17 protein-coding genes are annotated in these 18,325 nt (G+C 65.7%); 8 read left to right on the top strand and 9 right to left on the bottom strand.

Going from position 1 to position 18,325, the window contains the following annotated elements; translation table 11 throughout:
- Nucleotides 1–113: 113 nt before the first annotated feature.
- A complete protein-coding gene (locus AC0L23_RS26070; RefSeq protein ID WP_085358618.1) occupies nucleotides 114–767 on the bottom strand; it encodes a S24 family peptidase in 654 nt (217 codons plus the stop codon).
- 204 nt (nucleotides 768–971) lie between these two features.
- Here AC0L23_RS26070 and AC0L23_RS26075 point away from each other — a divergent pair, with 204 nt between their 5' ends.
- Together AC0L23_RS26075 and AC0L23_RS26080 are read left to right on the top strand one after the other, a co-directional pair.
- Nucleotides 972–1,316 carry a DUF952 domain-containing protein gene (locus AC0L23_RS26075; RefSeq protein WP_018460037.1) on the top strand — a complete coding sequence of 115 codons (345 nt, stop codon included), beginning with the start codon at nucleotides 972–974 and terminating at the stop codon, nucleotides 1,314–1,316.
- Nucleotides 1,313–2,410, top strand: coding sequence for a quinone-dependent dihydroorotate dehydrogenase (locus AC0L23_RS26080; RefSeq protein WP_085358620.1), 1,098 nt, complete (start codon nucleotides 1,313–1,315; stop codon nucleotides 2,408–2,410). The genes AC0L23_RS26075 and AC0L23_RS26080 overlap by 4 nt, the downstream gene beginning before the upstream one ends.
- A 132-nt stretch (nucleotides 2,411–2,542) precedes the next feature.
- Here the strand turns inward: AC0L23_RS26080 and AC0L23_RS26085 are convergent, their stop codons facing one another.
- The 5 genes from AC0L23_RS26085 to AC0L23_RS26105 form a co-directional block, all read right to left on the bottom strand.
- A complete protein-coding gene (locus tag AC0L23_RS26085; RefSeq protein WP_085358622.1) occupies nucleotides 2,543–3,868 on the bottom strand; it encodes an MATE family efflux transporter in 1,326 nt (441 codons plus the stop codon).
- 1 nt (nucleotide 3,869) lies between these two features.
- Complete coding sequence (locus tag AC0L23_RS26090) at nucleotides 3,870–4,604, bottom strand: MBL fold metallo-hydrolase (protein ID WP_085384948.1); 735 nt, start codon at nucleotides 4,602–4,604, stop codon at nucleotides 3,870–3,872.
- A 21-nt stretch (nucleotides 4,605–4,625) separates the two neighbouring features.
- Complete coding sequence (locus tag AC0L23_RS26095; RefSeq protein ID WP_018460033.1) at nucleotides 4,626–4,928, bottom strand: DUF6460 domain-containing protein; 303 nt, start codon at nucleotides 4,926–4,928, stop codon at nucleotides 4,626–4,628.
- A gap of 119 nt (nucleotides 4,929–5,047) precedes the next feature.
- A complete protein-coding gene (locus AC0L23_RS26100) occupies nucleotides 5,048–6,706 on the bottom strand; it encodes an ATP-dependent DNA ligase (protein WP_473357513.1) in 1,659 nt (552 codons plus the stop codon).
- The gene (locus AC0L23_RS26105) at nucleotides 6,703–7,740 is read right to left on the bottom strand and encodes a ligase-associated DNA damage response exonuclease (RefSeq protein WP_018460031.1); all 1,038 of its coding nucleotides are present in this window, start codon (nucleotides 7,738–7,740) and stop codon (nucleotides 6,703–6,705) included. The genes AC0L23_RS26100 and AC0L23_RS26105 overlap by 4 nt, the downstream gene beginning before the upstream one ends.
- A gap of 65 nt (nucleotides 7,741–7,805) precedes the next feature.
- Between AC0L23_RS26105 and AC0L23_RS26110 the strand changes: the two genes are divergently transcribed.
- From AC0L23_RS26110 to pdeM, 4 genes are all read left to right on the top strand, one after another.
- Entirely contained in the window at nucleotides 7,806–8,732 is a 927-nt protein-coding gene (locus tag AC0L23_RS26110) for a methyltransferase domain-containing protein (RefSeq protein ID WP_018460030.1), read from the top strand.
- A 114-nt stretch (nucleotides 8,733–8,846) separates the two neighbouring features.
- Nucleotides 8,847–10,076 (top strand): ABC transporter substrate-binding protein, encoded by a 1,230-nt coding sequence (locus AC0L23_RS26115; RefSeq protein ID WP_085384950.1) that lies wholly within the window; start codon nucleotides 8,847–8,849, stop codon nucleotides 10,074–10,076.
- A gap of 142 nt (nucleotides 10,077–10,218) precedes the next feature.
- Nucleotides 10,219–12,795: a ligase-associated DNA damage response DEXH box helicase gene (locus tag AC0L23_RS26120; RefSeq protein WP_085357775.1), complete on the top strand. Its 2,577-nt coding sequence runs from the start codon at nucleotides 10,219–10,221 to the stop codon at nucleotides 12,793–12,795.
- A 53-nt stretch (nucleotides 12,796–12,848) separates the two neighbouring features.
- A complete protein-coding gene (gene pdeM / locus AC0L23_RS26125) occupies nucleotides 12,849–13,520 on the top strand; it encodes a ligase-associated DNA damage response endonuclease PdeM (RefSeq protein ID WP_018460027.1) in 672 nt (223 codons plus the stop codon).
- On the opposite strand, the gene AC0L23_RS26130 is transcribed toward pdeM, so the two are convergent.
- The gene (locus AC0L23_RS26130; RefSeq protein WP_085384958.1) at nucleotides 13,517–14,380 is read right to left on the bottom strand and encodes a LysR family transcriptional regulator; all 864 of its coding nucleotides are present in this window, start codon (nucleotides 14,378–14,380) and stop codon (nucleotides 13,517–13,519) included. The genes pdeM and AC0L23_RS26130 overlap by 4 nt on opposite strands.
- A 99-nt stretch (nucleotides 14,381–14,479) precedes the next feature.
- Between AC0L23_RS26130 and AC0L23_RS26135 the strand changes: the two genes are divergently transcribed.
- Nucleotides 14,480–15,391 carry a DMT family transporter gene (locus AC0L23_RS26135; RefSeq protein ID WP_085357779.1) on the top strand — a complete coding sequence of 304 codons (912 nt, stop codon included), beginning with the start codon at nucleotides 14,480–14,482 and terminating at the stop codon, nucleotides 15,389–15,391.
- A 12-nt stretch (nucleotides 15,392–15,403) separates the two neighbouring features.
- Nucleotides 15,404–16,180 carry an MBL fold metallo-hydrolase gene (locus tag AC0L23_RS26140; protein ID WP_018460024.1) on the top strand — a complete coding sequence of 259 codons (777 nt, stop codon included), beginning with the start codon at nucleotides 15,404–15,406 and terminating at the stop codon, nucleotides 16,178–16,180.
- A gap of 159 nt (nucleotides 16,181–16,339) precedes the next feature.
- Here the strand turns inward: AC0L23_RS26140 and AC0L23_RS26145 are convergent, their stop codons facing one another.
- Both AC0L23_RS26145 and AC0L23_RS26150 read right to left on the bottom strand, forming a co-directional pair.
- Nucleotides 16,340–17,110 (bottom strand): TIGR02186 family protein, encoded by a 771-nt coding sequence (locus tag AC0L23_RS26145; protein ID WP_018460023.1) that lies wholly within the window; start codon nucleotides 17,108–17,110, stop codon nucleotides 16,340–16,342.
- On the bottom strand, nucleotides 17,107–18,024 hold the full coding sequence (locus tag AC0L23_RS26150) for a sulfite exporter TauE/SafE family protein (protein WP_085357781.1): 918 nt from the start codon (nucleotides 18,022–18,024) through the stop codon (nucleotides 17,107–17,109). The genes AC0L23_RS26145 and AC0L23_RS26150 overlap by 4 nt, the downstream gene beginning before the upstream one ends.
- Between the last annotated feature and the right edge of the window lie 301 nt (nucleotides 18,025–18,325).

An 18,325-nucleotide genomic window follows, 5' to 3' on the forward strand; every position in this document is an offset into this window, starting at 1 on the left:
CAGGACCCATAGCCACCGCCGGATGTGGTTACGGAGACTCGGAGTGGCCAATTGGTGCCACAACTTCTCCCTGGGTAATGGGTCCTGGCTTTCGCCAGGACGACACCGAGGCCTCACTGGCTTGCCCACACGATCCGCGCGATCCACACCACCTCGCTCGCCGCCATCCTGCGTTCGGCCTGCGTCGCATCGAGCGGCTGCAAATCCAGAGCCTTTGCCGTGCGGCGCTTCAGCGTCGCCACCGTCACCTCGCCCGCCTTGCTCTTCACCACCACGCGATCGCCTTTGTGGATCGGCGCGCCGGGCGCGACCAGGATGATGTCGCCGTCGCGATAGGCGGGTGCGAACGCTTCGCCGGTAATCTGCAGCGCGAAGCTGTGATTGCCCTCGACGGCGGGAAGGGCAAATTCGGTCCATCCCTTGCCGATGGGAAAGCCGGACTCGTCGAAGGCACCGCTCGCGCCCGCCAGCGCGAAGCCGAGCAGCGGCACCGAGCGGCCGCCGCCTGCCTCGTCGCCGACCAGCCTGGCAAAGGTGTCGATCGAGGAATTTGCCGCCGCCAGCGCTTTCGCGATCGATTCGGTCGAGGGCCAGCGCTCGCGGCCGTCGGAGGTAACGCGCTTGGACTTGTTGAAGGTGGTGGGATCGAGCCCGGCGCGCTTGGCGAGGCCGGACGGCGACAGGCCGGCACGCGCCGCCAGCCGATCCAGCGCGCCCCAGATCTGGTCGTGGGTGAGCATCCTCTGCGCTTTGGCCTGCCTGACCATGGAAGGTCCAGCCCGTCGCAACTCAGGAAAACTATCCTCAAATCAATCGGTTTTCCGTTTTCGGTGCAAGAGGCGGCGTCTAAGTCTTGAGTTCGGCAGGGGTGGCCTTTACGGTCCCGCCCGGGATTTAACGACCCACGAGAGACGAAAATCCCCAGGAGACTCAAAGAGCTGTCTCCCCGGGCAAACAGGGCTGCGTAAGCGGTGGTCAAGATCTACAAAATCTGTCCGGCCTCGGCCTGGCGCGAGGCGGAACGGCAGGGCGTTTATCGCGGCAGCGCGGACGATTCGCGCGATGGATTCATCCATTTCTCGACCGCCGCCCAGGTTCCCGAGACCCTGCAGAAGCATTATGTCGGGCAGCGCGCGCTGTTCCTGGTCGAGGTCGACGGCGATGCGCTCGGCAGCGCGTTGCGCTGGGAGCGCTCGCGCAATGAGGAGCTGTTTCCGCATCTCTATGGCGAGCTCGATCTCGGCGCGGTGATGGCTGTGATGAACCTCAACACGCGCTCCGACGGCGGCCACGATGTTCCGGAGCTTGCCCCGTGATCCGCGCTTTCGACGCTCTCTCGCTGCCGGTGCTGCGTTGGCTCGATCCGGAGGATGCGCATCGCCTCGCGATCCAGGGCCTGCGCTTCCTGCCGCCGGGCAAGCCGCACGCTGACGATCCCAAGCTTGCGGTGCGTGCGTTCGGGCTCAACTTCCCCAATCCGATCGGCATGGCCGCGGGCTTCGACAAGAGCGCCGAAGTGCCGGATGCGCTGCTGCGGCTCGGCTTCGGCTTCGTCGAGATCGGCTCGGTGACGCCGAAGCCGCAAAGCGGCAATCCGCGACCGCGGCTGTTTCGTCTGGAGCGCGACGAGGCCGTGATCAACCGCATGGGCTTCAACAATGACGGTGCGGAGACAGCCCTGCGCCGGCTTGCGGCGCGCGCGCAGCACGGCGGCATCGTCGGCGTCAATGTCGGCGCCAACAAGGATTCGCCCGATCGGGTCAACGATTACGTCAAGCTGATCGAGACCTTTGCGCCGGTCGCGAGCTATTTCACCGTCAACGTCTCCTCGCCGAACACGCCGGGCCTGCGCAATCTGCAGGAAGGCGCGCTGCTCGACGATCTCCTCGCCAGGGTGATCGACGCGCGCCAGCGGGTGCGCGAGAGCGCCGGCGACACGCCGGTGCTGCTCAAGATCGCGCCGGATTTGAGCCTCGCCCAGCTCGACGAGGTCGTGCAGGTCGCGCGCTCGCGCCGGGTCGATGGCATGATCGTATCGAACACCACGACCGCGCGGCCGAGTACGCTGCGCGAGGAGATGCGCGCCAAGGAGCAGGGCGGCCTGTCCGGCCGGCCGCTGTTCCGGCTGTCGACGCGGATGGTCGCGGAGACCTATGTTCGCGTCGAGGGCGCATTCCCCCTGATCGGTGTCGGCGGGGTGGACTCGGGCGGCGCCGCGCTGACGAAGATCCGCGCCGGCGCGAGCCTGATCCAGCTCTATTCGTCGCTGGTCTACAAGGGCCTCGGCATCGTCGACGAGATCAAGCGCGACCTCGCCTCGACCCTATTGCGGACGGGGCGGGATTCTCTCTCCGAGATCGTCGGCTCCGACGCCGCCACGCTGACGGCGGAAGACTGGCCGGGGATGTAGGCGGTCTCGTGCCCCGAGCGCAGCGCAGCACGTTAGTGATGCGCTGCTGAACCGGGGCCCACGCTCGCGGCATTTTGGGTCCCGGCTCCGCGCAGCAGCGTTTCACCCTGCAGCGTGTCCGGGACACGAGAGCTACGACCTCGAAAACGTCTTCCTGTACAGCGCCGGATAGCGCGCGGCCTGCAATCCGCCGCGCGAGACGTAGGAGGCGATCAGCGCGCTCCACAGCCCGGCATTGCCGAACGATTGCAGCGCCCACCATGTGGCGAGGAAGATCGCGAGCGAGGCCAGCATCAGATTGCGCATCTCACGCGCCCAGGTCGCGCCGATATAGATGCCGTCGAAGCCGAAGGCGAACACGCCGGGAATCGGCGCGAGCACGACGAACGGCAGGAATTCCCGCGCGCCGCGACGGACGCTTTCGCTCGCCGTCATGAAATCGATTAAGTTCGGCCCGAACACCGCGAATAGCGCGGACACGACCAGCGCGAAGCCGAGCCCCCATAGCAGCACCAGCCGGGTCGAATCAGCAAATCCCCTGGCGTCGCGTGCGCCGAGCGTACGGCCGCAAAGCTGCTGGGCTGCGTTCGCTAGACCATCGAGAAAGAAGGCGCTGACCAGCAGAAAATTGTTGAGCACGGAATTCGCGGCCAGCGTGACGTCGCCGGCCCGCGCGCCCTTGGCGGTGAAGAACAAGAACACGGCGATCAGCGCCGCGGTACGGATCAGGATGTCGGAATTCACGGCCAGCAGCCGCATCAGCTTGGCCCGGTCGAACAGCTCTGCGTACGGCACCGCGAACCCACCGTCCGCATAGCGGCGGCAGACGATCATGCCGAGGCCGAATCCGGCCGCTTCAGACAGCAGCGCTGCGATCGCAGCACCTGCGATGCCGGTGTCGTAGACCAGCACCAGCAGGATCGTCGCCGCCGCGTTGACGAGATTGATGACGATTTGGAGCGCGAGCGCCGGGTTGGCGCGAGCCTGGCCGACCAGCCAGCCCAGGATGACATAATTGACGAGCGCCAGCGGCGCCGACCAGATCCGGATCACGAAGTAGGTTTTCGCCGCGCGCGTGACGCCTTCGCTGCCGCCCATCAGGTCGAACAGCACGATGGCCAGCGGCAGTTGCAGCGCGATCAGTGCTACGCCGATCAAGCCGGCGACGATGAAGCCGCGCACCAGGATCGCGGTCAGCTCGCGCGTCTCGCCGGCGCCGAGCGCCTGCGCCGTGAAGGCGAGCGTGCTCATGCGCAGGAAACCGAACAGCCAGAACAGGCAATCGAAGATGACGGACGCGATGGCGACGCCGCCGAGCAGCGCGGCGTCGTCCAGCCGTCCGATCGCGGTGGTCGAGACCACGCCGATCAGTGGCGTGGTGAGGTTGGCGACCATCGCCGGGCCTGCGATGGCGAAGACCTGACGGGAACCGATCTTCAAGTGAACGGGTGCGTGCATGTCAGAACACGAGCACCATGCTGTCTTCGGCGGCGAGATGGGCGATGTCGTCGAGGCGCGACAGCACGTCTTCGCTCATATGGGTGAGCACGAGGCGTTTTGCGCCGATTTCGGGAAGGTGCTGTTCCAAGGTCGTCAGGCTGAGGTGATTCTTGACCACCTTCTCGTACATATAGGCTTCGGCGATGAAAAGGTCGGCGCCATGCGCCAGCGGAATGAGCGTCTCCGTCCATTCAGTATCGGCGCTGTAGGCCAGCGTGCGACCCTCGGCTTCGACGCGATAAGCGAGGAACGGTCCACCGGATTCGCCGTGCACGACGGGATAGGGCGTCACCGTCACCGCGCCGAAGCTTTGGCTCTGCTCGGGCGCGAGCTCGACGACGGACAGCTCGAAGCGCTGTTTCGTCTTCGAGGAGTGCTCGAACAGACCCTCCATCACCTCACGCAGCCGCGTCTCGATGCCTTTGGGGCCGGCGATCGTGAGCGACCGCGCCCGCCGCGAGAATTGTGCGTCGAGCAGGACAAACGGCAGCCCGGCAAAATGGTCGCCGTGGAAATGCGTGATCAGGATGAGATCGATCTCATTGCGGTCGATCTCCAGCCGCTTCAGTGCCGGCAAAGCCGACGCGCCGCAATCGATCAGGAAGTTGGCTTCGCGCCCCGAGACGTGGAAGCAGGTATTGAGCCTGCCGCCGGATCCGAAGGCGTCGCCGCAGCCGACAAAGCGCAATTGCATCGGCCGCCAGCTCCAAATCCTTTACCTGCGTGGCGCGCCGAAAACGCGCATCAGCAGCCAGATCGGAATCACGATGACAGCGCCGAGCAGGAAGTAGCGCCACAGCCAGTTCACGGTATCGAAGCCGAGATCCCACAAACGCTGGAACAGAAGACGAATGCTTAAGATGATATTCCAGGGGTCGAAGCCGATCGCCGCCAGCACGACGCCGACGAGGATCGAGAGCAGCACCAGGCGAAACGCGACCGCCAGCGGCGAGCCGCCGAGAAAGCGGTGCAGGCCGTCACTGCGGCCGGCCGGCAAATCTCTGACGTCGTGGGCCATCTCAAACTCCTCAGGGGATTCGACCTATCATAGGGCAAGGCGGGGACATGGGGAACCTGTGAGGGGGCGTCAATCGGCTTACGGGATTTTAATTCGGGCAAGCACACGCCCGGGGCTTCTTAAGCCTCAACCTCGGCCGCCTCCGCTTTCAGCATCTTTTCCAGCGTTTCCAGCCGGTCGGCCTCCCGCGGCGGCTTGTCCCAGCGCAGCCGGCTGATGCGGGGAAAGCGCATCGCGACGCCGGATTTGTGCCGTGGTGAGCGCTGCAGCCCCTCGAAGGCGACCTCCAGCACCAGCCCCTTGTCTGGCTCGTGCACGACGTGGCGGACGGGGCCGAATTTTTCGGTGGTATTGCGACGCACGAAGCGGTCGATCTGGAGCAGCTCCTCGTCCGTGAAGCCGAAATAGGCTTTTCCGACCGGCACCAGTTCGTCACTGCCCGGCCCTGCGGTCCAAACGCCGAAGGTGTAGTCGGAATAGTAGGACGAGCGCTTGCCGTGGCCGCGCTGCGCATACATCAGCACGGCGTCGATGATGTGCGGATCGCGCTTCCATTTCCACCATTGTCCCTTCGGCCGCCCCGGCAGATAGGGTGCGTCGCGCCGCTTCAGCATCACGCCTTCGACGGCGTCCGCGTCCTCGCCCGCACCAGCGCTGGCGGGATCGGTGCGTGCTGCGGTCAGCGCCTCCCAGCTTGCGAAGGCGACGGTGGGCGACAGATCGATGCGGGGATCGTCGAGCTTACCGATGAAGGTCTCCAGCCGTTCGCGCCGCTCCGCGAAAGGCAGCTCGCGCAAATCGTTCTCGTCGTCGCCGAGCAGATCGTAGGCGCGCAGATGAATCGGAAATTCCTTGATCAGCTTCGGAGACACGACCTTGCGGTTGAGCCGCTGCTGCAGAACATTGAAACTTTGCACGCGCCCTTCGCGCAGGATCAGAAGCTCGCCGTCGATGGCACCGGGCAGCCGCAGCGACGGCACGAGGTCCGGAAAGCTCCCGGTGATGTCCTCGCCGGTGCGCGAATAGAGCCGAGCGGTGATGTGGCCGTGCTCGTCGCGGCCGGCCACCGCCTGCACGCGGATGCCGTCCCATTTCCATTCGGCGATGTAGTCGGCGGGATCGAGTGCAGCGAAATCGGTGTCCTCGATCGCATGCGCCAGCATGACAGGACGGAACGGCGCGGGATCGCGATTGACTGGCTTGTCGCCGCGGCCTTCCAGCCAGGCGAACAGGTCGAGATAAGGCGGCGCGAGACCGGGCCAGATCAGCTCGACCTCATGCGGGTCCTTGTCGCCGAGCGCGGCGGCCGCGGTCTTTGCCAGGCGCGCGGAGATGCCGATGCGCAACGCGCCGGTGACGAGCTTCAACAGCGCCCAGCGGCCGGTCTCATCCAATTCGTCGAGCCAGCGCTCGAGCTGCTTCGGCAGCTCGGTCTTGCCGAGGGTGCGCAGGGTGGTGACGACCTCGGTGAGGGTTGGGGGAGGTGGGTTGTTGTGGACACCCACGGCCTTCGGCCACATCAGCGCGATTGTCTCGGAGAGATCGCCTACATAGTCCCAGGATAGGCCGAACAAGACCGGGTCAGTTCGCTGGGCGATAAGATCGCGCAGCAGAGAAGGTTTTGCGTGCTTGAAACTCAGCGCACCGGTCAGCGCGGCCAGCGCGTAGCCGCGATCGGGATCGGCGACCTCGCGAAAATAACTCGTGATCAGCCGCAGCTTGTTGTTGCGGCCGGGTTCGTAGGCGAGGCGGTCGAGAAGTTCGGCGAAGCGGTTCATGCTTCGGCCTCGTCAGCGAGCGGCGTCTCGGTCTCCTCCTCGTCGCCATAGCCGACGAGATCGAGCGGCCGCGACCGCAAACCCTTGCTTTGGCACCAATGCACCAGCGCGTCTTCCTGGCCATGGGTAACCCAGATCTCGCCGGCACCGGTCGCGGCGATCGTGGCGGTGAGGCCGTCCCAATCGGCGTGATCCGAGATCACCAGCGGCAGCTCGATGCCGCGTTGCCGCGCGCGGGCGCGCACCCGCATCCAGCCAGAGGCGAATGCCGTGACGGGATCGGGAAACCGGCGGGTCCAGAGATCGGATGTTGCAGAGGGCGGCGCCAGCGTGATGGTGCCGGCGAGCGCCGCCTTCTTGACGCCCTTCGCCGGCCGCAACTCGCCGAGCTCGATTCCGCGGCTCTGATAGTAATGCGTGATCTTCTCCATCGCGCCATGCAGATAGATCGGCGCGTCGTAACCCGCTTGGCGCAGCAGAGCGATCACGCGCTGCGCCTTGCCAAGCGAATAGGCGCCGACGAGATGCGCGCGCTCCGGAAATAGCGCCACCGACGCCAGCAGCTTCTTGACCTCGTCGGCCGCATCGCCATGGCGAAACACCGGCAGGCCGAACGTTGCCTCGGTGATGAAGACGTCGCAGCGTACGAGCTCGAACGGCGTGCAGGTCGGGTCGGGCGCATCCTTGTAGTCGCCGGAGGCGACGATGCAGGTGTCCTTGCAGGTGACCGCGACCTGCGCCGAACCGAGCACATGGCCGGCCGGGTGAAACTTCGCGCTGACGTCGCCGAGCCGGATCTCCTCGCCATAGTGGATTGCTTGGGTGGAGCCGGCAAAATTCTCGCCATAGCGCAGCCGCATCATGTCCAGCGTTTCCTGCGTCGCCAGCACCGCGCCGTGGCCGGCGCGGGCATGGTCGGAATGGCCGTGGGTGATCACGGCCCGCTCGACCGGCCGGACGGGGTCGATATGGAAGCCGCCCGGCTTACAGCATAGGCCGGCGGCAACTGGCAGCAGGATGTCTTGCGGACGCATGCCTGTTATATAGGTCGCGACCCCGCATCTTCGAGTCATCACCGCTTCGTTCCCTGGTTCCCACAATGCCCCTGCGCTTGTTCCTGACCTCCGGCGATCTCATGGCCGACCGCCGCTTCGAGTTCGCGCGCGACCTCCAGCTCAAGGGCGATCTGGCGGCCGCCGCCGACCTGCTGGAGCAGACCATCGAGATTGCGCCGAATTTCACCTCGGCCTGGTTCACGCTCGGCGAAATCCGCGCGCAACTCGGCGAGCGCGACAAGGCCATTGCGGCCTTTCGCAAATCGCGCGAGTCCGACCCGAGCGATCAGCATGGCGCTCATCTGCATCTGATACGCCTCGGCGATGCGCAATTGTCCGAGATGCCCAAGGCCTATGTGCAGGCCTTGTTCGATCAATACGCCCCGCGCTTCGAGCACGTGCTGATCAACGATCTCGGCTATCGCGCGCCGTCGCTGATCTTCAAGGCGGTGGTGGCTGCCCGCGTCGCCGCGAAGAAGCCCGCCCTGTTCAAGCGCGCCATCGATCTCGGCTGCGGTACGGGGCTCGCGGCCGCCGCCTTCGCCAAACAGGTCGACCAGTTCATCGGCATCGATCTGTCGCCCGGCATGGTCAAGGAGGCGCGAGCCACCGGCCTCTATGCCGAGCTCGAAGTCGCCGACATGATCGAAGGCCTGCGCAGCAGGAGCGAGGCGAGCGCAAACCTCGTCGTCGCTGCCGATGCGTTCGTCTATCTCCCCGATCTCGCACCGGTGCTCGGCGAAGCCAGGCGCGTGCTCGCGCCCGGCGGCGTGCTTGCGTTCACGCTGGAGACCCATGACGGCAGCGGCATCGTTCTCGGCGAAGGCCTGCGCTATGCCCATTCGGCGGAATATGTGCGCGATGCGATGGCGAAGGCCGGCCTCAAGCTCCTCACATTGGAGCAGGCCTCCCCACGCACCGAGAACAACGAACCGGTGGGCGGCCTCGTCGTGGTCGCCGAGAAAACTTGAGTTTAGGCGCTATAAGCGGCGCTTTAAGCGTCATTGCGTCGCAAAGCCGCGACTTCCCACTTGCGAGCCGTGCGGCGATGCCAGCACAATGCGCGCACCAGGGAGAAACAAACAATGACCAGGAATCCATCGCGGCGCGATTTCAGCGCCGCCGCGCTCGCGACCATCGCGGCCTCCACCTTGCCCGCGCCCTATGTCTGGGCCGCGGAGAAGAAATACGATTCCGGCGCCAGCGACACCGAGATCAAGATCGGGCAGACCGTGCCGCATTCCGGCCCCGGCTCGCTCTACGGCGTGCTCGGGCGCGTCGGCGAGGCCTATTTCCAGATGCTGAACGAAAAGGGCGGCATCAACGGACGCAAGGTCAAATTCCTCACCATGGATGATGCCTACAGCGCGCCGAAATGCGTCGAGGCGACGCGGCGCCTGGTCGAGCAGGAGGAGGTGCTCGCGCTCTACGGCTCGCTCGGCACCGCGCCGCAGACCGCCGTGCACAAATACCTCAACTCGAAGGGCGTGCCGCAGTTGCTGCTCAACACCGGCGCGTCGAAGTGGAATAACCCGAAAGAGTTCAAATGGACGATGGCGGGCTTGCCGCTCTATCCGACCGAGGCGCGGATCCTGGCGCGGCACGTCGTCAGCGTGAAGCCGAACGCGAAGGTCGGCATCCTGTACCAGAACGACGATTTCGGCCGCGACTTCCTCGGCCCCTTCAAGAAGGTTCTGGAAGACGCCGGCGGCACCGCCAAGGTGATCATGGAGCAGACCTACGATCTGACCGATCCGACGGTCGATTCCCAGCTCATCAACCTCTCGAAGTCGGGTGCGGACGTCTTCTACAACATCTCCACCGGCAAGGCCTCGTCGCAGTCGATCCGGAAAGTAGCCGAACTCGGCTGGAAGCCGCTGCAGCTGCTGTCGGCCGGCTCGACCGGCCGCTCCATCCTCAATGCCGCGGGCCTCGAGAACGCCGCCGGCATCGTCGCCATCCGCTACAACAAGGAAGTCGGCCTGCCCAAATGGGAGAAGGACCCCGACGTCATGGCGTTCGAGGAGCTGCGCAAGAAGTACACGCCGGCGATCGATCAAGACAACACCATCGCCTTCGCCGGCTACGGCCAGGCCGTCACCATGGGCGAGATCCTGCGCCGCTGCGGCGACGAGCTCACCCGCGCCAACGTGCTGAAGCAGGCTTCCAACCTCAAAGGCTTCCACTCGCCTTATTTCCTCGACGGCGTCACCTACGACTACACGCCTGACGATTACACGCCGATGAAGACGCTCTTCATCTCCACCTTCACCGGCAAGGACTGGGACATCTCCGACAAGCCGATGTCGGAGTAGGGGCTCTCCGCGAATGCGTGGAGCGTTGAATGGGCGGTAGCTTCACGCTCGTCATGCCCGGGACAAGCCCGGCCATGACGCCTGTCGGCGCGTCCTGCCCACCCCCTCGACGAACCCGTCCCCACGGCTTACCTGTGATGCCGTGCCGCCCCGCATCCGCAAAATCCCGGCCGAGCCTGCCGCGCTGTTGCCCGACCGCTTCAAGGCGTGGTTCGCGGCCCGCGGCTGGTCGCCGCGCGCGCATCAATTGGCGCTGCTGGAAAAGGCGCGCGAGGACCGATCCGCATTGCTGATCGCGCCCACCGGCGCCGGCAAGACGCTGGCGGGATTCCTGCCGACGCTGGTGGAGCTGAGCTCCGCGCCCAAAGCTTCGGCGAAATCGGTGATCTCCACCGGCCGCAGTCTGCAACGCACCGGCGGCCTGCACACGCTCTACATCTCGCCGCTCAAGGCGCTCGCGGTCGATATCGCGCGCAACCTCGAGCGTCCCGTCGCCGAGATGGCGCTGCCGATCAAAATCGAGACCCGCACCGGCGACACCCCAACGTCGCGGCGGCAGCGGCAGCGGCGCTATCCGCCGGACATTTTGCTGACGACGCCGGAGCAGCTTGCGCTGCTGCTGTCCTCCGATGATGCGCCGTTTCTGTTTTCCTCCTTGAAGCGCATCGTGCTCGACGAGCTGCATGCGCTGGTGACGTCCAAGCGCGGTGATCTGCTCTCCCTTGGGCTCGCGCGGCTGTGGCGATTGGCGCCGCAGATGCGCGCCATCGGCCTGTCGGCGACCGTGGCCGAGCCTGAATCGCTGGCGCGCTTCCTGGTGCCGCAGCCCGGCGGCAAGGAAGCGGCGGCCGACATCGTCCTTGCCGGCGGCGCCGCACCGCCGCTGGTCGAGATGATGGACACGCGCGAACGCCTGCCCTGGGCCGGCCACAGCGCGCGCCATGCGCTTCCCGAGATCTACGAGCTGATCAAGGCGAACAAGACCACGCTGGTCTTCGTCAATACCCGCAGCCAGGCCGAGATGCTGTTCCAGAACCTCTGGAGCATGAACGACGACAATCTTGCCATCGCGCTGCATCACGGCTCGCTCGACGTCGCCCAGCGCCGCAAGGTCGAGGACGCCATGTCAGCGGGCAGATTGCGCGGCGTGGTCTGTACCTCCTCGCTCGATCTCGGCGTCGACTGGGGCGACGTCGATCTCGTCGTCAATATCGGCGCGCCCAAGGGCTCCTCGCGCCTGATGCAGCGCATCGGCCGCGCCAACCACCGGCTCGACGAAGCCTCGCGCGCGGTGCTGGTGCCCGCGAACCGATTCGAGGTGCTGGAGTGCCGCGTCGCGATCGACGCCATCGCGGAGAATGCGCAGGACACGCCGCCGCTGCGCCTGGGTGCGCTCGATGTGCTGGCCCAGCACGTGCTCGGCTGCGCCTGCGGCGAGCCGTTTTTCTCCGACGAGCTTTACGGTGAGGTCCGCACCGCCGCGCCCTACGCCGATCTCACGCGGCAGGACTTCGACGACGTGGTCGATTTCGTCGCCTCCGGCGGCTACGCGCTGAAGACCTATGAGCGTTTCGCGCGGATCAAGCAGGACAAGGAGGGACGCTGGCGCGTCGCCAATCCCAGGGTGCGGCAGAGCTACCGGATGAATGTCGGCACCATCGTCGAGGACGACATGCTCAAGGTGCGGCTGGTGCGCTCGCGCGGCGGAGGTCAAGGAAAAGCAGGCGGGTCGACCGGCGTGATCGCGCGCGGCGGCAGGCTGCTCGGCGAGATCGAGGAAGCCTTCATCGAGGGTCTCAGCCCGGGCGACACCTTCGTGTTCTCAGGAGAGGTGGTGCGCTACGAAACCCTGGTCGAAGACCAGGTCTATGTCTCGCGCGCCAACGACAAGGACCCGAAGGTGCCGTCCTATATGGGCGGCAAGTTTCCGCTCTCGACCTATCTTGCCGAACGGGTTCGCCGCCTGCTCGATGACGGGCGCGCGTGGGGCGCCTTGCCGGAGCAGGTGCGCGACTGGCTGTCGCTGCAAAAGGACGTCTCGCGCGTGCCGGCGGTGCGCGAGCTGCTGGTCGAGAGTTTTCCCCGCGCCAACAAGCATTACGTCGTCTGCTATCCCTTCGAAGGCCGTCTCGCGCATCAGACGCTCGGCATGCTCTTGACGCGCCGGCTGGAGCGCGCCCGCGCCCGGCCGCTCGGTTTCGTCGCCAATGAATATGCGATCGCGGTCTGGGCGCTCGGCGACATGTCCTCCATGATCCGGGACGGCAGGATCGACCTCGACGCGCTGTTCGATCCCGACATGCTCGGCGACGACCTCGAAGCGTGGCTTGCCGAATCCGCGCTGATGAAGCGCACGTTCCGCAATTGCGCGATCATCTCCGGCCTGATTGCGCGGCGGCACACCGGTGAGGAGAAGAGCCGCCGTCAGGTGCTGTTCTCGACCGATCTCGTTTACGACGTCCTGCGCAAGCACCAGGCCGATCACGTGCTGTTGCGCGCCGCCCGTGCCGATGCCGCCACTGGCCTGCTCGATCTGCGACGCCTCAGCGACATGCTCACCCGCATCCGGGGCCGCATCACGCATCGGGAACTCGACCACGTCTCCCCGCTCGCCGTCCCCGTGATGCTGGAAATCGGCCGCGAGTCAGTCTATGGCGAAGCTGGAGACGAGCTCCTGGCGGAGGCCGCCGACGAGCTCGTCAAAGAGGCGATGGGATAACAGCAGGTTTTGACGTGGGGGCAGGCGCGCTGGTTTCAGGGGATATCGAGGACATGCGCGTTTCGAATGTCAGCATCAGCAGCGTGACCTTCGCGGCCGATCTCTCCGGCGCGCTATTCTGGGAAGAGCAGCGCCTGCTCGTCGTCTCCGACCTGCATCTGGAAAAAGGTTCCAGCTTCGCCATGCGCGGCGTGCTGCTGCCGCCTTACGACACCATCGCGACGCTCAGTCGTCTCGCTGCTGTCATCTCCCGCCATGATCCCCGAATCGTCATCGCGCTCGGCGACAGTTTTCACGATCGCACGGCGCATGGACGGCTGTCGGCGGAGGATCGCGACGCGGTCGCCGCCTTGCAGGCTGGCCGCGACTGGATCTGGATCTCAGGCAATCACGATCCGGCGCTGCCGCGTGATCTCGGCGGCACCGTCGCCGACGAAGTTGCGATCGGTCCGATCACCTTCCGCCACGAGCCGACGGGCGCGAGCGGCGAGATCGCCGGCCATCTGCATCCCAAGGCGCGTGTCTCCGCGCGCGGCCGCTCGATGGAGCGCCGCTGTTTCGCCTGTGACGGCGAGCGTGCCGTGATGCCCGCCTTCGGCGCCTATGCCGGCGGCCTCAGCATCCGCGATGTGGCGTTTGCAAAGATCTTTCCAATGAACGGTTTTGTCGCGCACCTGCTCGGCGACCGCCGCGTCCACGCGATCGCCGCGTCACGGTGCAGCTAAGCCGCTTTCGCCTGCACGTCGTCGCAGAACTCCGCCAGCCGATCTGCCAGCCGCAACGTCGCGGGACTTGCGCCCGGCGCGGCCATCAGCGCCACTTCGGTCCGGTTGATCGGCGCAAAGCCGTCCTTCGCGGTCAGCACGCGGTGGTCGGACTGGATCGCCATCTCCGACAGGATGCTCAAGCCCATGCCGGCCGCAACGGCGGCCTGGATGCCGGCCAGGCTCGATGACGTATAGGACATGTGCCAAATGCGGCCCGCGCTTTCCAGCGCGTGGATGGCGCCGGCGCGGTAGAGGCAACCGAGCGGAAAGCCGATCAACGGCACGGAGGCCACATCGGCGTGGATCGGATGGCTCTTGCTGGTCACCCAATGCACCTGCTCCGGCCACACCGCAATCGCGCCTTTCTCACCGGCCGCGCGCTTGAACAGCGCGAGATCGAGCTCGCCGCGATCGAGGTCGCGGGCGAGATTCTTGCTCTGGTCGGCGCGCACATCGAGCCGCAGGCCCGGATGCGAGCGCGAGAACGCGCCGAGCAGTTTCGCCAGCCGATACGCCGCAAAGTCCTCGGGGATGCCGAGCCGGATTGCGCCTTCGCCGTCGGGCTGGCGCAGCACGTCGCGCGCCTCTTCCGCAAGCGACAACAACCGCCGCGCATAGGACAGCAATCGTTCGCCGGCTTCGGTTGGACGCACGTCCTTCCCGTCACGATGCAGCAGAACCTGGCCGACATCCTCCTCCAGCCGCTTGATCTGCTGGCTGACGGTCGATTGCGTCCGATGGACGCGCTCGCCGGCGCGGGTGAAGCCGCCGGCATCGACCACCGAGACGAAGCTGCGCAGGAGCTCCAGATCGAGCATGGGCGCCTCCATTCGAAAATCCACTGGCAGTAAGTTAATCATTTAATTTCCAAATGGCAAGTCGGCTCCCTAGATCGAGGGCTCAGGAGAATGTCCCTCATGTCGCTCGCCCCCTCGCTTGCCGTTCCCCGCAGCCGCTTCAACACGCTTCCGCTTGCGATCGGCCTGTTCTGCCTGCTCTGGAGCTACGCCTTCGTCGCCGGCAAGATCGGCGTGACCCATTGCCCGCCGCTGATCCTGCTCGCCGCGCGCTTCTCGCTCGCCGGCATCTTGATCATCGGTGCCACGCTGGTCCGCGGCGACGACTGGTCGCTGTCCTGGCGCGATGCCGCGATCTTTGCCGTGCTCGGCGTCGCCAACAACGCGCTCTATCTCGGCCTCGGCTACACCGGGCTGCAATCGGTCTCCGCCGGCCTCGGCGGCCTGATCGTGTCGGCCAATCCGGTGTTCACGGCGGGCCTCGCCGCGCTGCTGCTCGGCGAAGGCATGACCTGGCGCAAGGCGAGCGGCCTCCTGCTCGGCATCACCGGCGTGACCTTGATCGTCTGGCACCGCCTGTCGGTCGGCACCGACTCGCTGCACGGCATCGTGTTCACGCTGGCCTCGCTCGCCTCCCTCGTCGCCGGCACCATTTTGTTCAAGCTGCTCGCGCCGAAGGGCTCGCTGTGGATCGGCAATGGCGTGCAGAATCTCGCCGCCGGCATCGTGCTGACGCCGGTGGCGCTCACCTTCGCCGATGTTCATCCCATCGATTTCACGCCGGGCCTGATCGGCGCCTTCGCCTTCCTCGTGCTCGGCGGCTCGATCCTGGCGTACTGGCTCTGGTTTCATTTCTTGAAAGTGTGTGGCGCGACGGCTGCCAGTGCCTATCATTTCCTGATGCCGCCGCTCGGCATGCTGTTTGCGTATCTCGTGCTCGGCGAACATGTCGAGGCGCGCGATCTGCTCGGAATCATCCCGGTCGCACTCGGCATCTATCTGGTGACGCGGCCCGCCAAATCCGTCTCGTAAGAGGAGTCCATCATGCCCATTTCCATCACCCTGATCGGCGGTCCCACTGCGCTGATCGAGATCGATGGCTTCCGTTTGCTCACCGATCCGACCTTCGATGACGCGCACACCGCCTATCAGCTGCCGCATGTGAAGCTGGAGAAGACGATCGGCCCTGCGCTCAAGGCCGATGCGATCGGCCCGATCGATGCCGTGCTGCTCAGCCACGACCAGCATTCGGACAATCTCGACAATTCCGGCCGCGACTTTCTCAAACATGTGAAGCGCGTGCTGACCACCGAGGCCGGCGCGCAGCGCCTCGGCGGGCATGTCGAAGGTTTGGCGCCGTGGGGCACGGCGCATCTGAAAGATCGTGACGGCAACTCGCTGACGATTACTGCGACCCCGGCGCGTCACGGGCCGGCCGGCATCGAGCCGCTGTCAGGCGACGTCATCGGCTTCGTGGTGTCGTCGAGCCGGACCGACACCACATCGGTCTACATCAGCGGCGACACCACCTGGTTCGACGGCGTCGCCGAGGTCGCGCGCCGTTTCAAATGCGGCGTGGTGATGCCTTTCGCCGGCGCCGCGCAAACGCGCGGGCCGTTCCATCTGACCATGGACACCAACGACACCATCGAGACCGCGCGCGCCTTCCCCGATGCGATGATCGTGCCGGTTCATACGGAGGGTTGGGCGCATTTCCGCCAGAACAGCGAGGATCTACGCAAGACCTTCGACGTGCTCGGCTTCGGGACGCGGCTGCGATTGCTCGAGCCCGGCGTGCCGACGGTGGTGCAGGCGCCGTAGCCCCGACTGTCATGCCCCGGCTTGACCGGGCGACCCAGTATTCCAGAGGCCTGCGTTAGGCGACTCGCTCTCACAATTACGGCCGCGGCGTACTGGATGCCCCGGTCAAGCCGGGGCATGACAGTCGGGGCGACGACGAGAGGAGAGAGCGTAGTCTCCTCAATCCTTCCGAAACACGATCGAGGCCATCCATCCCGTCATCAGCGCCATCGCCGCCGTAACCAGCCCGTAGATCAGGCCGTTCTGCCGCGCCGTGGTCGCGACGAACTGCTCGAAGCCGACCTTGACGATCTCGAACGCGGTCTCGGTCTTGCCGATGAACGCGCCGTCGGCAAACAGCTTGATCTCCACCTCATAGGTGCCGATCGGCACCTCCGCCGGCAGTGGAATGCCGGTGCGGAACAGGGTCGGTGTCAGGAACGTCACCGCGCTCGGATCCTCGCGGTAGAGACCGCGCTGGGTGCGCAGGCGGATGAAGGCGGAGCGGAACACGTCGTTCGGCACCACATCGGCATAGTCGCCGCTGACACGCTGGGTCAGCAGCACGTTGTTAAGCCCGATCTGCTGGCGCCGCGCGATCTCGGGCGAGGTGATGACATCGAAGGAGCGGTTGGCAAATAGCGCGAGATAGCTCGGCACCTCCAGGAACTGGCGGTAGTCGGTGTTGATCCAGATCCCGAAGGTGCGCTCCTTGCGCCGCGTCACCATCTCGGCGCGCGGGCCCATCACGGTGACGACGAGATCGTAGCTCTTGCGATCGGCGGGCGTGGAGGCGTCCTTCTCGACCGAGCCGAACAGCACCAGCTCCTCGCCGGAATAATTCGGCGTCACCGTGACGCGATGGTTGGAGACCGACACGATCAGCCGCTCGGCGCGTGCGACGGAGCCGAGCAGCAGAACGAGCAGGACCGCGAGAGCTGTGCGCATCATCCGTTCACCCCCATCTCGCGGATGGTGAAGAGGTCTTCGGGCCGGATCACCAGCTCGATGGCGAAGCGAACGCCGACCGAGAGGATCAAGAGGCCGAGCAGCAGCCGCAGCTGCTCGCCGCGGATCTTCTGACCGGCGCGTGCGCCGAACTGCGCGCCGGTGACACCGCCGACCATCAGGATCAGCGCCAGCACCGCGTCGACGAGGTGATTGGTCACCGCATGCAGCAGGGTCGCAAACAGCATCGTGACCAGCGTTAGGACCATCGAGGTGCCGATCACCGTCGAGGTCGGCACCCGCAGCAGATAGATCATGATCGGCACCAGGATGAAGCCGCCGCCGATGCCCATGATGGCGCCGATGAAGCCGATCAGGACGCCGATGATCACGACCGGAATGACCGAGAGGTATATCTTGGAACGCTTGAACCGCATCTTCAGCGGCAGGCCATGGATCCAGTTGTGGGTGCGTCGTGGCGGCACCGCGCCGCGCCGGGTCCGCATTAGGGCGCGCAGGCCTTCGGAGAACATCAGGCTGCCGACGGTGGTGAGCAGCACGACGTAGGACAGTGCGATCATCAGATCGAGCTGGCCGAGCGCACGCAGCTGCGTGAAGGTCCACACGCCCAGCGCCGTCCCGGTCACGCCGCCGCATAACAGCACGCTTGCCAGCGCCGGGTCGATCGCGCGTCGCCGCCAATAGGCGAGCGCGCCGGAAAAGGACGAGGCGGCGATGTGGCTCGCGACGGAGGCGACCGCGACCGCCGGCGTGATGCCGATGAAGATCAAAAGCGGCGTCATCAGGAAGCCGCCGCCGATCCCGAACATGCCGGAGACGAAGCCGACCGCCGCGCCCATCGCTAGCACGAGGAAGACATTGACCGGAAGATCGGCGATCGGGAGATAGAGCTGCATCGAGAGACCACGCTTCCCGCGAGACGGATCGATTGCGCGGAATGCTCGCAGGAGGGCAGAACGATTGCCGCGCCCTTCAATAGCGGAATTCGGTGGCCGGCGGGACCAGGAATTTCGGGCGTGGTGAATGGGCTTAGAGAGATCAGATCACGGCTCGCAGCGAACCGAGCATTCCGCCACCTTCTCCGCCGTCATGCCCCGGCTTGACCGGGGCATCCACTACGCCGCAGCCCGACGACGCCGTCAATGTTGCGGCCCCGAACGGCGGCTGGGACAGCGCCCCGCAGGCCAACGCGAAGCC

This window comes from Bradyrhizobium sp. MI1.4, from assembly GCF_055811315.1.

Excerpts from the sequence above, each read along its gene's own strand:
- AC0L23_RS26130 (WP_085384958.1), bottom strand. The coding sequence starts at position 14,380 with ATGCTCGATCTGGAGCTCCTGCGCAGCTTCGTCTCGGTGGTCGATGCC.
- AC0L23_RS26090 (WP_085384948.1), bottom strand. The coding sequence starts at position 4,604 with ATGCAATTGCGCTTTGTCGGCTGCGGCGACGCCTTCGGATCCGGCGGC.
- AC0L23_RS26110 (WP_018460030.1), top strand. The coding sequence starts at position 7,806 with ATGCCCCTGCGCTTGTTCCTGACCTCCGGCGATCTCATGGCCGACCGC.
- AC0L23_RS26095 (WP_018460033.1), bottom strand. The coding sequence starts at position 4,928 with ATGGCCCACGACGTCAGAGATTTGCCGGCCGGCCGCAGTGACGGCCTG.
- AC0L23_RS26085 (WP_085358622.1), bottom strand. The coding sequence starts at position 3,868 with ATGCACGCACCCGTTCACTTGAAGATCGGTTCCCGTCAGGTCTTCGCC.
- AC0L23_RS26145 (WP_018460023.1), bottom strand. The coding sequence starts at position 17,110 with ATGATGCGCACAGCTCTCGCGGTCCTGCTCGTTCTGCTGCTCGGCTCC.
- AC0L23_RS26115 (WP_085384950.1), top strand. The coding sequence starts at position 8,847 with ATGACCAGGAATCCATCGCGGCGCGATTTCAGCGCCGCCGCGCTCGCG.
- AC0L23_RS26105 (WP_018460031.1), bottom strand. The coding sequence starts at position 7,740 with ATGCGTCCGCAAGACATCCTGCTGCCAGTTGCCGCCGGCCTATGCTGT.
- AC0L23_RS26135 (WP_085357779.1), top strand. The coding sequence starts at position 14,480 with ATGTCGCTCGCCCCCTCGCTTGCCGTTCCCCGCAGCCGCTTCAACACG.
- AC0L23_RS26100 (WP_473357513.1), bottom strand. The coding sequence starts at position 6,706 with ATGAACCGCTTCGCCGAACTTCTCGACCGCCTCGCCTACGAACCCGGC.
- AC0L23_RS26140 (WP_018460024.1), top strand. The coding sequence starts at position 15,404 with ATGCCCATTTCCATCACCCTGATCGGCGGTCCCACTGCGCTGATCGAG.
- AC0L23_RS26150 (WP_085357781.1), bottom strand. The coding sequence starts at position 18,024 with ATGCAGCTCTATCTCCCGATCGCCGATCTTCCGGTCAATGTCTTCCTC.
- pdeM (WP_018460027.1), top strand. The coding sequence starts at position 12,849 with ATGCGCGTTTCGAATGTCAGCATCAGCAGCGTGACCTTCGCGGCCGAT.
- AC0L23_RS26070 (WP_085358618.1), bottom strand. The coding sequence starts at position 767 with ATGGTCAGGCAGGCCAAAGCGCAGAGGATGCTCACCCACGACCAGATC.